This is a genomic window from Nocardioides nanhaiensis (assembly GCF_039542785.1).
GTDB classification, from domain to species: domain Bacteria; phylum Actinomycetota; class Actinomycetes; order Propionibacteriales; family Nocardioidaceae; genus Nocardioides; species Nocardioides nanhaiensis.
The window spans coordinates 1,422,979-1,436,251 of record NZ_BAABIM010000001.1 but is presented as its reverse complement, the minus strand read 5'-3'; the positions used below and the strand labels follow the sequence as shown (position 1 = coordinate 1,436,251).

11 protein-coding genes and 1 pseudogene are annotated in these 13,273 nt (G+C 72.8%); 7 read left to right on the top strand and 5 right to left on the bottom strand.

Features of this window, described 5'->3' with window-relative positions; genetic code table 11:
• The first annotated feature begins 32 nt into the window (after nucleotides 1-32).
• From ABD948_RS06825 to ABD948_RS06805, 5 genes and pseudogenes are all read left to right on the top strand, one after another.
• Nucleotides 33-1,622 (top strand): acyl-CoA carboxylase subunit beta, encoded by a 1,590-nt coding sequence (locus ABD948_RS06825; RefSeq protein ID WP_345264480.1) that lies wholly within the window; start codon nucleotides 33-35, stop codon nucleotides 1,620-1,622.
• 142 nt (nucleotides 1,623-1,764) lie between these two features.
• Nucleotides 1,765-2,043 (top strand): acyl-CoA carboxylase subunit epsilon, encoded by a 279-nt coding sequence (locus tag ABD948_RS06820; RefSeq protein WP_345263964.1) that lies wholly within the window; start codon nucleotides 1,765-1,767, stop codon nucleotides 2,041-2,043.
• A gap of 52 nt (nucleotides 2,044-2,095) precedes the next feature.
• Nucleotides 2,096-3,838, top strand: a complete 1,743-nt coding sequence (locus tag ABD948_RS06815) for an alkaline phosphatase D family protein (RefSeq protein WP_345263962.1) — start codon at nucleotides 2,096-2,098, stop codon at nucleotides 3,836-3,838.
• A gap of 9 nt (nucleotides 3,839-3,847) precedes the next feature.
• Nucleotides 3,848-4,474 (top strand): Maf family protein, encoded by a 627-nt coding sequence (locus tag ABD948_RS06810; protein WP_345263960.1) that lies wholly within the window; start codon nucleotides 3,848-3,850, stop codon nucleotides 4,472-4,474.
• A pseudogene (locus ABD948_RS06805) lies at nucleotides 4,471-5,628 on the top strand (MFS transporter); the annotation flags it as partial. The gene ABD948_RS06810 and the pseudogene ABD948_RS06805, both read left to right, overlap by 4 nt.
• On the opposite strand, the gene ABD948_RS06800 reads toward ABD948_RS06805, so the two are convergent.
• Nucleotides 5,627-7,117: an MFS transporter gene (locus tag ABD948_RS06800; protein WP_345263958.1), complete on the bottom strand. Its 1,491-nt coding sequence runs from the start codon at nucleotides 7,115-7,117 to the stop codon at nucleotides 5,627-5,629. The pseudogene ABD948_RS06805 and the gene ABD948_RS06800 sit on opposite strands and share 2 nt — an antisense overlap.
• Nucleotides 7,118-7,197: 80 nt before the next feature.
• Between ABD948_RS06800 and ABD948_RS06795 the strand changes: the two genes are divergently transcribed.
• Nucleotides 7,198-7,800: a TetR/AcrR family transcriptional regulator gene (locus ABD948_RS06795; protein WP_345263956.1), complete on the top strand. Its 603-nt coding sequence runs from the start codon at nucleotides 7,198-7,200 to the stop codon at nucleotides 7,798-7,800.
• A 3-nt stretch (nucleotides 7,801-7,803) separates the two neighbouring features.
• Here the strand turns inward: ABD948_RS06795 and ABD948_RS22120 are convergent, their stop codons facing one another.
• The 4 genes from ABD948_RS22120 to ABD948_RS06780 all read right to left on the bottom strand — a co-directional run bounded on the left by ABD948_RS22120 (nucleotide 7,804) and on the right by ABD948_RS06780 (nucleotide 11,266).
• On the bottom strand, nucleotides 7,804-7,905 hold the full coding sequence (locus ABD948_RS22120; RefSeq protein WP_425576532.1) for an MFS transporter small subunit: 102 nt from the start codon (nucleotides 7,903-7,905) through the stop codon (nucleotides 7,804-7,806).
• A complete protein-coding gene (locus tag ABD948_RS06790) occupies nucleotides 7,902-9,335 on the bottom strand; it encodes an OFA family MFS transporter (protein WP_345263954.1) in 1,434 nt (477 codons plus the stop codon). The genes ABD948_RS22120 and ABD948_RS06790 overlap by 4 nt, the downstream gene beginning before the upstream one ends.
• A gap of 80 nt (nucleotides 9,336-9,415) precedes the next feature.
• Complete coding sequence (locus ABD948_RS06785) at nucleotides 9,416-10,618, bottom strand: acyl-CoA dehydrogenase family protein (RefSeq protein ID WP_345263952.1); 1,203 nt, start codon at nucleotides 10,616-10,618, stop codon at nucleotides 9,416-9,418.
• Between the two features lie 54 nt (nucleotides 10,619-10,672).
• The gene (locus tag ABD948_RS06780; RefSeq protein ID WP_345263950.1) at nucleotides 10,673-11,266 is read right to left on the bottom strand and encodes a hypothetical protein; all 594 of its coding nucleotides are present in this window, start codon (nucleotides 11,264-11,266) and stop codon (nucleotides 10,673-10,675) included.
• A gap of 190 nt (nucleotides 11,267-11,456) precedes the next feature.
• Here ABD948_RS06780 and ABD948_RS06775 point away from each other — a divergent pair, with 190 nt between their 5' ends.
• Entirely contained in the window at nucleotides 11,457-13,253 is a 1,797-nt protein-coding gene (locus tag ABD948_RS06775; protein WP_345263948.1) for an acetyl/propionyl/methylcrotonyl-CoA carboxylase subunit alpha, read from the top strand.
• Nucleotides 13,254-13,273 lie beyond the last annotated feature (20 nt).

The following is a 13,273-nucleotide window of genomic DNA, read 5'->3' as shown; positions in this document are numbered from 1 at the left end:
GCGTGAGCGCACAACCCGGCGAGGGCATCGAGGTGCCCGAGGACCTCGACCTCCACACCACGGCGGGCAAGCTCGCCGACCTCGAGCGCCGCCTCGACGCGGCCGTGCACGCGGGCTCGGAGAAGGCGATCGAGAAGCAGCACGCCAAGGGCCGCAAGACCGCTCGCGAGCGCATCGAGCTGCTCTTCGACGAGGGCTCCTTCGTCGAGCTCGACGAGCTGGCACGCCACCGCTCCACGGCGTTCGGGCTGGAGAAGAACCGCCCCTACGGCGACGGCGTCGTCACCGGCTACGGCACCATCGAGGGCCGCCAGGTCTGCGTCTTCAGCCAGGACTTCACCGTCTTCGGCGGCTCGCTGGGCGAGGTGTACGGCGAGAAGATCACCAAGGTCATGGACCTGGCGATCAAGACCGGGTGCCCCATCATCGGCATCAACGAGGGTGCGGGCGCCCGCATCCAGGAGGGTGTGGTCTCCCTCGGCCTGTACGGCGAGATCTTCCGCCGCAACGTGCACGCCTCGGGCGTCATCCCGCAGATCTCGATGATCATGGGCAACTGCGCCGGTGGCCACGTCTACTCCCCCGCCGTCACCGACTTCACGATCATGGTCGACCAGACCTCCGCCATGTTCATCACCGGCCCGGACGTCATCAAGACCGTCACCGGCGAGGACGTCACGATGGAGGACCTCGGCGGCGCCCGGACGCACAACACCAAGTCCGGCAACGCCCACTACATGGGCTCCGACGAGGACGACGCCATCGAGTACGTCAAGGCGCTGCTCTCCTACCTGCCGCAGAACAACCTCGACGAGCTGCCCACCTACGACGAGCCGGCCGACCTCGAGATCACCGACGAGGACCGGGCGCTCGACACGCTGATCCCCGACGGGGCCAACCAGCCCTACGACATGCACGACGTGATCACCGCGATCGTCGACGACGCCGAGTTCCTCGAGGTGCAGGAGCTCTTCGCGCCCAACCTGATCGTCGGCTACGGCCGCGTCGAGGGCAGCCCCGTGGGCATCGTGGCCAACCAGCCGATGCAGTTCGCCGGCACGCTCGACATCGACGCCTCCGAGAAGGCCGCCCGGTTCGTCCGGTTCTGCGACGCCTTCAACATCCCGGTGCTCACCTTCGTCGACGTGCCCGGGTTCCTGCCCGGCACCGACCAGGAGTGGAACGGCATCATCCGGCGCGGCGCCAAGCTGATCTACGCCTACTCCGAGGCCACGGTGCCGCTGGTCACCGTGATCACCCGCAAGGCCTACGGCGGCGCCTACGACGTGATGGGCTCCAAGCACCTCGGGGCCGACATCAACCTGGCCTGGCCCACGGCCCAGATCGCGGTCATGGGCGCCCAGGGCGCGGCCAACATCGTGCACCGCAAGACGCTGGCGAAGATCGAGAAGGACGGCGGGGACGTCGAGGCCAAGCGCGCCGAGCTGATCGACGAGTACGAGACCACCCTGGCCAACCCCTACATCGCCGCCGAGCGCGGCTACGTGGACGCCGTCATCAGCCCGCACGAGACCCGCGTCGAGGTCGTTCGCGCCCTGCGCCTGCTCAAGAGCAAGCGCGCGACGCTGCCGGCCAAGAAGCACGGGAACATCCCGCTGTGAGTGGGGCCACGAAGTGGCTCCGCGAGCAGCGGGATCCAGCCGACTCGGCGCGAACGCACCGGAGGAGCGAAGCGGGGGAGGGCGGCTCGCGCCGCGTCGGCGACCCCACCGCAGGCCGTGAGCCGACCAGCAGGAGCAACCCATGAGTGACGACCGCGAGCCGACGACGGACAGCACCCCCGACGCCCGACCCGACGCCCAACCCGAGACCACGGAGCCGCAGCGCCCCGTCCTCCGGGTCGTGCGCGGCGACGCGACGCCGGAGGAGGTGGCGGCGCTGCTGGGCGTCGTCGCGTCGCTGGGCGGCGCGGCACCGGCACCGCGCCGACCCCGCTCCTCGTGGGCGCACCCCGAGCGCCTGGTGCGGCGCACGGCGCCCGCCGGCCCGGGCGGCTGGCGGGCCAGCGGACTGCCCCGCTGACCTGCGCTGACGCCGTGCGGTGACGCTGCCCCCCACGGGATACCGTCACCAGATGACCTCCCCGTCGCTCGTGCTCGGTCCCATGCTGAGGTACGTCGACGAGACCCGGGCCTCGGTCTGGGTCGAGACCGACCGGGCGGGCACGGTGGTCGTCGAGGCCGGCGAGGTCCGCGCCGAGGCGCCCACGTTCGCCGTCCACGGGCACCACTTCGCCCTGGTGTGCCTGACCGACCTGGCGAAGAGGTCCAAGACCACCTACCGGGTGCTGCTCGAGGAGCAGCAGGTGTGGCCGCCGGCCGACCCGGCGGTGCCGGCACTGCCCGCACCTCTGGCGCCGACGCTCGACGACGCCAAGCCGCTGCGGCTGGCGTTCGGGTCCTGCCGCACCTCGGTGGGCCACGACGCCGACGGCAACCGCACCCACGGCGTCGACGCCCTGCGCGCCTACGCGCTGCGGATGGCCGGGCTCACCGACGCCGCGCACGAGGACGACCCCGACCCGGGCGACGAGGTGCGCTGGCCCGACCTGGTGCTCTTCCTGGGCGACCAGGTCTACGCCGACGAGACGACCGACGCCATGCAGGAGTTCATCGCCTCCCGCCGCAGCCTCGAGGAGCCGCCGGGCGAGGAGCTGCAGGACTTCGAGGAGTACGCCCACCTCTACCGGCTCGCCTGGAGCGACCCCGTCAACCGCTGGCTGCTGAGCACGCTGCCCTCGTTGATGATCTTCGACGACCACGACGTGCGCGACGACTGGAACACCTCCCAGGCCTGGAAGGACTCGATGGAGGCACGGCCCTGGTGGCACGGTCGGATCGTCGCGGCCCTGGCCAGCTACTGGGTCTACCAGCACATCGGCAACCTCTCGCCCGAGGAGCTGGCGCAGGACGAGATCTGGCAGCAGATCACCGCCCACGAGGGTCCCGGGGAGCTCGACGCCTCCTCCCTGCTCGACGCCTTCGCCGAGAGGGCCGACCAGGAGCCCGAGTCCTACCGCTGGAGCTTCGCCCGCCAGTTCGGCGACCAGGCGCGGCTCGTCGTCGTGGACTCGCGGGCGGCGCGCGTGCTGGAGCCCGAGAGTCGCAGCCTCCTCGACCCCCACGAGATGGAGTGGCTCGACGCCCAGCTGCGCGGCGACGTCGACCACCTGCTCATCGGCACCTCCCTGCCCTTCCTGCTCGCGCCCGGGCTCCACTACGTGGAGGCCTTCAACGAGGCGCTCGCGGGCGGCGCGTGGGGACGCCGCGGCACCCGGGTCGGCGAGCACCTGCGCCAGGTGGCCGACCTGGAGCACTGGGCCGCGTTCCAGGACGCCTTCCTCACCGTCAGCGCCATGGTGCTCGAGGTGGCGCGCGGCCATCGGGGCACCACGCCCGGCACCGTCACCTTCCTCTCCGGCGACGTGCACCACAGCTACGTCTCGACGGCCGCCCCCACCCGCCGCGCGGCTCGTGGGCAGGCACCGGTGCGCAGCGCGATCGTTCAGGCGGTCTGCTCGCCGATCCGCAACCCCCTCTCGCGCAAGTGGCGCTTCGCCACCGCCGCGCTCTCCTACGGCGTGGCCGGACCCCTGGGTCACGTGGTCGCCCGGTCGGCCAAGGTCCCTGACGCCCCGCTGCACTGGAAGCTGAAGAAGGGGCCCTGGTTCGACAACAACCTGGCCACCCTCGAGGTGCACGGTCGGCGGCTGCGCATGTGGTGGGCCACGGGTGTGCTCGACGGCGACGACGACGCCGCCCACGACCGCCCGCGACTGAGGGCCGTCGCCCGCGTGGAGGTCGGCGGCACCTCGTAGGGTTCGGTCGTGACCCCCGCTCCTCCCCTCGGACGGCCCGTCCGGCTCGTGCTGGCCTCGGCCTCCCCCGCCCGTCTGGCCACCCTGCGCGCCGCCGGCGTCGAGCCCGTCGTGGTCGTCTCCGGCGTCGACGAGTCACAGGTGCAGGGCCTGGCGCCGGCCGAGCTCGCGCTGCGCCTGGCGGAGCTGAAGTGCTCCGCCGTCGCCGACCGTCGGGCCGCGCCGGCGGGCTCGCTGGTGCTGGGCTGCGACTCGGTGCTCGAGATCGACGGCGAGGCCTACGGCAAGCCGGGCTCCCCGGCCGTCGCGCGTGCGCGCTGGCAGCAGATGCGCGGCCGCCCGGGCGTGCTGCACACCGGGCACTGCCTGCGCGACACCGGCTCGGGCCGCAGCGTCTCGGCCACCGCCTCCACCACCGTGCACTTCGCGCAGCTGAGCGACGCCGAGATCGCCGCGTACGTGGCCACCGGCGAGCCGTTGCAGGTGGCCGGGGCCTTCACGCTCGACGGGCTGGGCGGCGCGTTCGTCACCCGGATCGAGGGCGACCCGCACAACGTGGTCGGCGTCAGCCTGCCGCTGCTGCGCGAGCAGCTGGCCGCGCTCGGCCACTCCTGGACCGGGCTCTGGGCGCGGTGAGGCTCCCCGGCCGCGCCCCGACAGGGCGTCCCCGGGCCGAGCGGGTGCCCGTGCCCGGCGAGATCCGGGTGCTGGTGGTCTCGGCGTTCGTGATCGCGATCGGCTTCGGCCTGGTGACGCCGGTGCTGCCCGCCTACGCCCGCAGCTTCGACGTCGGCGTGGCGGCCGCCTCCGCGGTGGTCTCGGCGTTCGCGTTCTTCCGACTCGTCTTCGCCCCGGCGGGCGGCGCGCTGGTGACCCGGCTCGGCGAGCGGCCGGTCTACCTGACCGGTCTCACGCTGGTCGCGGCCTCCTCGGCGGCCACCGCCTTCGCCCAGAGCTACGGGCAGCTGATCGTGCTGCGCGGGCTGGGCGGCATCGGCTCCACCATGTTCACCGTCTCGGCGATGGCGCTGCTGGTGCGGCTGGCGCCCCCGACGATCCGCGGCCGCGTCTCCTCGCTCTACGCCAGCTCGTTCCTGCTCGGCGGCATGCTCGGCCCCGTGGTGGGCGGCCTGCTGGCGCAGGTGAGCCTGCGCCTGCCGTTCCTGGTGTACGCCGCAGCGCTGCTGGTGGCGGCCGCGGCGGTCGCGCTGCGTCTCTCGGGCGCGAGCCTGCGCCCCGCCGAGGACGGCCCGCCTCCCCCGCCGATGGCGCTGCGCGAGGCGTGGGGGCACGCCGCCTACCGGGCCTGCCTGGCCTCGGCCTTCGCCAACGGGTGGTGCAACTTCGGCGTGCGGGTGGCGGTGCTGCCGCAGTTCGCCGTCGCGATCCACGACGACACCTGGGTGGCCGGTGTCGCCCTGGCGATCGCCGCCGCCGGCACCGCCCTGGCCCTGCAGGTGGCGGGTCGCTGGGCCGACTCGGCGGGCCGGCGACCGCTGGTCCTGGCCGGCCTCGCCATCACCGCCGTGGGGCTGGGCCTGGTGGGCCTCAGCACCGACCTGGTGGTGCTGTTCGCCCTCTCGGCGTTCTCCGGTCTCGGCGCCGGTCTGCTCAACCCTGCCCAGCAGGCCACCGTCGCCGACGTCGTGGGCACCGCCCGCGGTGGCGGCCCGGTGCTGGCGGCCTTCCAGATGTGCCAGGACGCCGGCGCGATCGTCGGTCCGATCCTGATCGGCGTGATCGCCGACCGCGCCGGCTTCGGCTGGGCCTTCGCCGTCACCGGCCTGATCAGTGCCCTGGCGCTGCTGCCGTGGCTGGCGGCACCGGAGACGCTGCCGCGGGACCCAGGCGACCCGGGCGACCCGGCCGACCCGACCGACCCGGTGCGAACAGCGCTGCCAGAGCAGCCACCGCCACCGCAGCCGCCCCGGTGAGCAGCGCGGGGCCCACGGCGCCGTCGTAGCCGAGCGGCGTCAGCTGGCCGCCGTTGCCGAGGAACACCGCCGTCAGCACCGCGACGCCGAGGGCCACGCCGAACTCGCGGATGGTGGAGTTGGCCGAGCTGGCGACCGCGAAGTCGCCCTCGGGGAGGTCCATGAGCACTGCCGTGGAGCTCGGGGCGAAGGTGAGCCCCATGCCGATGCCGGCCAGCGCCAGCGGCAGCACGAAGGAGCCGTAGTCGGCGCCGGTCTCGGTGAGCACGGCGAACCAGACCAAGGAGACGGTCTGCGCCACGAGGCCGACCAGCAGCAGGGCGCGCACGCCGACCCGGCCGACCAGCGCACCGGCGATCGGGGCCACCACCATCGGGGCCGCGGTCCAGGGCAGGGTGCGCAGCCCCGCCTCGAGCGGGCTGTAGCCCTGCACGATCTGCAGGTACTGCGAGAGCAGGAAGACCGCGCCGAACATGCCGAGGGTGAAGAAGAGGCCGACGGCGTTGGCCACCGAGAAGCCGCGCGAGGAGAACAGCCGTAGCGGCAGCGCGGCGTCGGAGCGACCCCGCGCCCACACCAGGTAGGCGGGCAGCAGCAGGGCGGCGACCACCAGCGGCACGAGCACCTGCGCAGAGCCCCAGCCGTCGTCGTTGCCGTGCACGATGCCCCAGATGCCCAGGGCCACCGCGCCGCCGAGCAGCGCGGCGCCGAGCAGGTCGATGCGCTGGCGCGGGCCGTGGGACTCCCCCACCGCGACCAGCAGCAGCGGCAGGGCAACCAGGGCCACGGGCACGTTGAGCCAGAAGATGGCCTGCCAGCTGATGCCCTCGACCACCGCGCCGCCGACCACCGGGCCGAGCGCGACCCCCAGCCCCGAGACGCCGCCCCACACGCCGATCGCGACCGCGCGCTGGGCCGCGGGCACCGCCGCGGCCAGCAGCACCAGCGAGAGCGGCATGATCGCGGCCGCGCCGAGGCCCTGGACGGCGCGGGCGGCGATGAGCGCCTCGGAGGTGGTGCTGAGCGCCGCCGCGATCGAGGCGAGCGTGAAGACCACCAGCCCGACCAGCATCACCCGGCGCCGGCCGAGCCGGTCGCCCGCCGCGGCCGCCGGCAGCATGAAGGTGGCGAAGGTGAGCGTGTAGGCGTTGAGGAACCAGGAGAGCTGGCCGACGCTGGCGCCGAGGTCGGCCTGCACCACCGGCAGCGCGGTGGTGAGCACCAGGTTGTCGAGGGTGGCCATGAACATGGGCAGGGAGGCGGCCACGACGGCCAGCCAGACGGGCACGCGGCGCGCTGCCGGCGGTTGCAGGCGCGGCTCCGGAGCGGGGGCGAGGGTGGTCATGCGGAGCTCCTCAGGACTGGAAGGCATTGAATGATTACTACGACCCGGAGCGTAAGTAATCGACTGATAACCTGTCAACCATGAGTGCGGACGACAGCCAGGAGCCGACCGGCCGGATGAGCGCGGCAGACCGCCGCAGCCAGGTGCTGGCCGCGGCGGTGCAGGCCTTCGCCGCCGGCGGCTACCACGGCACCAGCACCGACGCGGTCGCCCGGCAGGCCGGGGTCTCCCAGCCCTACGTGGTGCGGATGTTCGGCACCAAGCTCGAGCTGTTCCTCGAGGTCTTCGACCACGCCGTCGCCCGGATCCACGACGCCTTCGCGGGGGTCGCGGCCCAGGACGGCTTCGACGTCGCCACCGAGGACGGCGTCGCGCAGCTCGGCGAGGCCTACACCGACCTGGTGGCCGACCAGGCGCTGCTCCAGGTGATGATGCACGGCTTCTCCGCCGGCAGCGTCCCCGAGATCGCAGCCCACGCCCGCACCGGCATGGCACGCATCTCCGCCACGCTGCGCAGCACCGGCCTGGACGACGACTCCGTGCGCGACTTCATCGCCCACGGGATGCTGCTCAACGTCATGCTCGCCATGCGCAGCCCCGAGCACCTCGGGGCGGACCCGGACCTGGACGCGCTCACGGTGTGCACGTTCGGCGAGGCCCTGCCGGGCCCCGCCGAGGTGTGACTCTCAGCCGGTGAACAGGCTGGCGGCCTTGCGCAGCGTCTCGACGACGCCGTAGGCCAGCGGCAGGCCCACCAGGGCCCACGAGAACGCGATCCGTCCGGTCATCGCTCGCTCCTCCCTGCCCCGCTGGGCTGCGTCTCGGCGTCGGTCGTGGGTTCGGCCGGCGCGTGCGGCTCGTGGAAGCGCTCGGCGACCGGGCGCACCAGCAGGTTGGCCACGAAGCCGACCCCGAGCACGCCCACCATGGTGAGCAGCGCGGGGCGGTACGCGTCCGCCGTCAGCTCGCCCGGGGTGCCCTGGGCGTCGAGGAAGGCGTTGACGATGAGCGGCCCCGCGATGCCCGCGGCCGCCCACGCCGTCAGCAGGCGGCCGTGGATGGCGCCCACCTGGTAGGTGCCGAACAGGTCGCGCAGGTAGGCCGGAATGGTGGCGAAGCCGCCGCCGTAGAAGGAGAGGATCACCGCGGCCAGCAGCACGAACAGCGCCGTGGAGTTGGCGCCCACGGTGGCGAGCAGGAAGTACAGCACCAGCCCGACGCCGAGGTAGACCATGTAGATGGGCTTGCGGCCCACGACGTCGGAGGTGGAGGACCACACGAAGCGCCCGGCCATGTTGGCGATCGAGAGCAGCCCCACGAAGCCACCGGCCGCGGCCGCCGTCACGGCCGAGGAGGAGCCGTCGCGGAAGAAGTCCTGGATCATCGGGGAGGCCTGCTCGAGGATGCCGATGCCGGCCGTGACGTTGCAGAAGAGCACGACCCACAGCAGGTAGAACTGCGGCGTGCGGATGGCGTTGCCGGCCGAGACGCTGGCGGTGGTGACCATCGACTTCTGCTTGACCTCGCTGGGGTCCCAGCCCTCGGGCTTCCAGTCGTCGGCCGGCACCCGCACGGTGAAGGCACCGAACATCATGAAGGCCAGGTAGACGACGCCGAGGGTCAGGAACAGGAGCATGACGGCGTTGCCGCTGGCCACCGAGCCGCTGTCGGCGGCGTCGTAGCCGGAGTCGTAGAGCTCCATCAGCCGACCCGAGACGGGGCTCGCGACCAGCGCGCCGCCGCCGAAGCCCATGATCGCCATGCCGGTCGCGAGCCCCGGCCGGTCGGGGAACCACTTGATCAGCGTCGAGACCGGCGAGATGTAGCCGATGCCCAGGCCGATGCCGCCGATGACGCCGTAGCCGAGGTAGACCAGCCAGAGCTGACCGCTCGCGATGCCGAGCGCGCCCACCAGGAAGCCGGTGGACCAGAAGCAGGCCGAGGCGAACATCGCCGCGCGCGGCCCGTTACGGTCGACCCAGGTGCCCATGACCGCGGCGGAGAGGCCGAGCATGACGATCGCGATCGAGAAGATCCACCCGACGGCCGTGAGGCTGGAGTCGAAGTGCGCGACCAGCGCGTTCTTGTAGACGCTGGTGGCGTAGACCTGGCCGATGCACAGGTGCACCGCCAGCGCCGCGGGCGGGATCAGCCAGCGGCTGTAGCCCGGCCCGGCGACGGTGCGTTCGCGGGCGAGGAAGGCGGGGAGTGCGGGCACGGCAACCTCCGAGGGTCCGAGGGCGCCCGGCACCGGAGCGTGACGGGGGTCACCGGTAGCGGTACCCCGCAGCCCCGGGCCTACTCGACGGGCAGGCCCAGACCCCGCGCGATCAGCATCCGCTGCACCTCCGAGGTGCCCTCGCCGATCTCGAGCACCTTGACGTCGCGGTAGAGCCGGGCGACCGGGTACTCCTCCATGAACCCGTAGCCGCCGAAGACCTGGGTGGCGATGCGGGTGGCGGTGACCGCCGACTCGGAGGTGTAGAGCTTGGCGACCGACGCCGCCTGCTTGAACTCCTTCATCGAGGGCGCGGTGCCCTCGCCGCGCGCGGCGCGGTCCATGGCGTCCTTCATGGCGGCGGCGCGGTAGGTGAGCAGCCGGCTGGCGTGCAGCATCACCTCGAGGTCGGCGATCTGGAAGGCGACCCCCTGCTTGCGCCCGATCGGGCCGCCGAAGGTCTGCCGCTCCCCCGCGTAGGCGACGCAGTGGTCGACGCAGGCCTGGATCGCGCCGACGGCGAGCGCGGCGATGGCGACGCGACCGTCGTCGAGCGTGGCCAGGAACTGCGCGTAGCCGCGGCCTCGCTCGCCCAGCAGGTTGGCCTCGGGGACGCGGACGTCCTCGAAGGTCAGCGGGTGGGTGTCGGAGGCGTGCCAGCCGAGCTTGTCGTAGGCCTTCTCGGCGGTGAACCCGGGCGTGCCGCTGGGCACGATGATCGTGCTGATCTCGGGCTTGCCGCCCTCGCGCACGCCGGTGCGGGCGGTGACGGTGACCAGGCTGGTGATCTCCGAACCGGAGTTGGTGATGAACTGCTTGGCGCCGTTGACCACCCACTCGCCCTCGACCAGCTCGGCCTTGGTCTGGGTGGCGCTCGCGTCCGACCCCGCGCCCGGCTCGGTCAGCCCGAAGCCGGCCAGGCGGCGACCGGCCACCAGGTCGGGGAGCCAGGTGTCCTTCTGCGCCTGGTTGCCGAAGGTGAGGATCGGGTTGACGCCCAGGCCGACGGCGGCCTCGAGCGTGATGCCGACCGACTGGTCGACGCGACCGAGCTCCTCGATGGCCACGCACAGGCTGGTGAAGTCGCCGTCCTCGCCGGCGCCGCCGTACTCCTCGGGAGCGGTGAGGCCGAAGAGCCCCAGACCCCCGAGCTTCTGGACGACGTCGACCGGGAAGTGGTGCTCCCGGTCCCACTGCGCCGCGTGGGGCGCGATCTCGGCCTCCGCGAAGTCGCGGACGCTGCGGCGGAACTCCTCGTGCTCACGGGACAGCTCGTAGGTCATGTGACCCATGCTACCCGCTGGGTTAACGGTTGTTAACCGCAGAGCCGACCGGCGTCAGCCACAGTTGTCGCAGACGCCGGTGGCGGGGATCGCCATGTAGCAGGTGGGGCAGACCGTGACCGGCCGGTCGGTCTTGGCCACCCGCTTGGGGGCCACCGGCTTCGGCTCGCGCGGCGCTCGCGGCTCGCGCGGCGCACGGGTGCCGCCGGTGGTGGCCCGGGCGCGGGGGGCGCGGGCGCTCGAGGGCCGCAGCGGCCTCGGCTCGCCGCCGTCGGCCGGCGCGGACCCGGCCCAGCGGTAGCACTCCAGGCGCAGCCGGGCGGCCGGGAGGTCGTCGGTCTCGGGGGTCACCACCAGCGAGGTGAGCGGCGGCTCGCCCGCGTGCTCGCACAGCGTGGCGACCGGCGTCAGCACCTTCTCCATCCACCTGGCGTGCGGCCGGGTGGTGTGGATGCCGCTCTGCTCCTGCAGCTGCGCGGCGAGCTCGGCCTCGCCCACCACGCCGTGGTAGGTGCCGGCCAGGTCGGTGAGGATCAGGTGCGCGCGCGGCACCCAGGCCGCCAGGGCATTGCTCTCCGAGGTCGGCTGCCCGTCGGGCTCGTGCCAGAACCCCTTGCGCTCCTGCGTGTACTCCACCAGTCCGCCCACGTCGACCGAGCATAGGCGGCCCGGGCCCCACGGCCGAGCCGCGCACCCCCACCACTGTGACGTCGGTCATGGTCGTCCCAGGGCGCAGTCCGCACCTCACGCCCGAGGGAGGCGGGCGCTACCCTGCGGGACGGAGTACCGTCCGAGCGGTTCCACGTACCAGCACTGTCCCAGCACCCCAGGAGTCCCGTTGCCCGAGTCGCAGGTCAGGCCGCTGCAGAAGGTCCTCATCGCCAACCGTGGCGAGATCGCCGTCCGGGTGATCCGGGCGTGCCGCGACGCCGGCATCGGCAGCGTCGCCGTGTACGCCGAGCCCGACCGCGACGCGCTGTTCGTGCGACTCGCCGACGAGGCCCACTCCCTCGAGGGCGCCACGCCGGCCGACTCCTACCTCGACATCGCCAAGATCATCGCCGTGGCCGAGCGCTCCGGCGCCGACTCGGTGCACCCCGGCTACGGCTTCCTCGCCGAGAACGCCGACTTCGCCCAGGCCGTCATCGACGCCGGGCTGACCTGGATCGGCCCCCCGCCCGCCGCCATCGAGGCGCTGGGCGACAAGGCGAAGGCCAAGCACATCGCCGACAAGGCGAACGCGCCCCTGGCCCCCGGCACCAAGGACCCGGTCAAGGACGCCGACGAGGTCGTCGCCTTCGCCGAGGCCAACGGCCTGCCGGTGGCCATCAAGGCCGTCTTCGGCGGCGGCGGCCGCGGTCTGAAGGTGGCGCGCACGATCGAGGAGATCCCCGACGCCTACGACTCGGCCGTGCGCGAGGCCGTGACCGCCTTCGGTCGCGGTGAGTGCCTGGTGGAGAAGTTCCTCGACAAGCCGCGGCACGTCGAGACCCAGTGCCTGGCCGACCAGCACGGCAACGTCGTCGTGGTCTCCACCCGCGACTGCTCGCTGCAGCGTCGCAACCAGAAGCTCGTCGAGGAGGCGCCCGCGCCCTTCCTCAGCGAGGAGCAGCTCACCGAGCTCTACGAGTCCTCCAAGCGGATCCTGCAGGAGGCCGGCTACTACGGCGCCGGCACCTGCGAGTTCCTCGTGGCCCAGGACGGCACGATCTCCTTCCTCGAGGTCAACACCCGCCTGCAGGTGGAGCACTGCGTCTCCGAGGAGGTCACCGGCATCGACCTCGTGCGCGAGATGTTCCGCATCGCCGCCGGCGAGGAGCTCGGCTACGGCGACCCCGAGATCCGCGGTCACTCCATCGAGTTCCGGATCAACGCCGAGGACGGCGGCCGCAACTTCATGCCCGCGCCCGGCACCCTCACCGAGTGGTCGCCGCCGCAGGGCCCCGGCGTCCGCGTCGACGGCGGCTACGAGAAGGGCGAGACCATCCCCGGCTCGTTCGACTCCCTGATCGCCAAGCTCATCGTCACCGGCCGCGACCGCACCCAGGCCATCGAGCGCTCGCGGCGCGCGCTGGCCGAGTTCGGCGTCGACGGCATGCCCACCGTGATCCCCTTCCACCGCGCCGTGCTCGACGACCCCGCCTACGTGGGCGCCTCCACGCCCACCGGCGAGGGCGAGTTCACCGTGTACACGCAGTGGATCGAGACCGAGTTCGACAACCAGATCCAGCCCTACGACGGCGAGGCCGGCGAGGCCGCCGAGCGCGAGGAGACCCAGCGCGTGGTCGTCGAGGTCGGCGGCAAGCGGCTCGAGGTCGTGCTGCCAACCGGACTCGGCGGCGGCGTGGCCGCACCCGGCGGGGGCGGGGCGAAGAAGCCCAAGCGCGCGGCCGGCAAGAAGGCCGGCGCGGCCGCCAGCGGCGACGCCGTCACCAGCCCGATGCAGGGCACCGTGGTCAAGGTCGTCGTCGAGGAGGGCCAGCAGGTCACCGAGGGCGAGACCGTCGTGGTCATCGAGGCCATGAAGATGGAGCAGCCCCTCAAGGCGCACAAGGCCGGCACCGTGACCGGCCTGCAGGCCGAGGTGGGCGCGACCGTCACCAACGGCGCCGTGATCTGCGAGCTGAAGGACTGACCTGACGCCTCTCGGGGAAG

Coding starts and splice junctions, on each gene's coding strand:
- ABD948_RS06820 (WP_345263964.1), top strand. CDS start 1,765: ATGAGTGACGACCGCGAGCCGACGACGGACAGCACCCCCGACGCCCGA.
- ABD948_RS06815 (WP_345263962.1), top strand. CDS start 2,096: ATGACCTCCCCGTCGCTCGTGCTCGGTCCCATGCTGAGGTACGTCGAC.
- ABD948_RS06800 (WP_345263958.1), bottom strand. CDS start 7,117: ATGACCACCCTCGCCCCCGCTCCGGAGCCGCGCCTGCAACCGCCGGCA.
- ABD948_RS06795 (WP_345263956.1), top strand. CDS start 7,198: ATGAGTGCGGACGACAGCCAGGAGCCGACCGGCCGGATGAGCGCGGCA.
- ABD948_RS22120 (WP_425576532.1), bottom strand. CDS start 7,905: ATGACCGGACGGATCGCGTTCTCGTGGGCCCTGGTGGGCCTGCCGCTG.
- ABD948_RS06785 (WP_345263952.1), bottom strand. CDS start 10,618: ATGACCTACGAGCTGTCCCGTGAGCACGAGGAGTTCCGCCGCAGCGTC.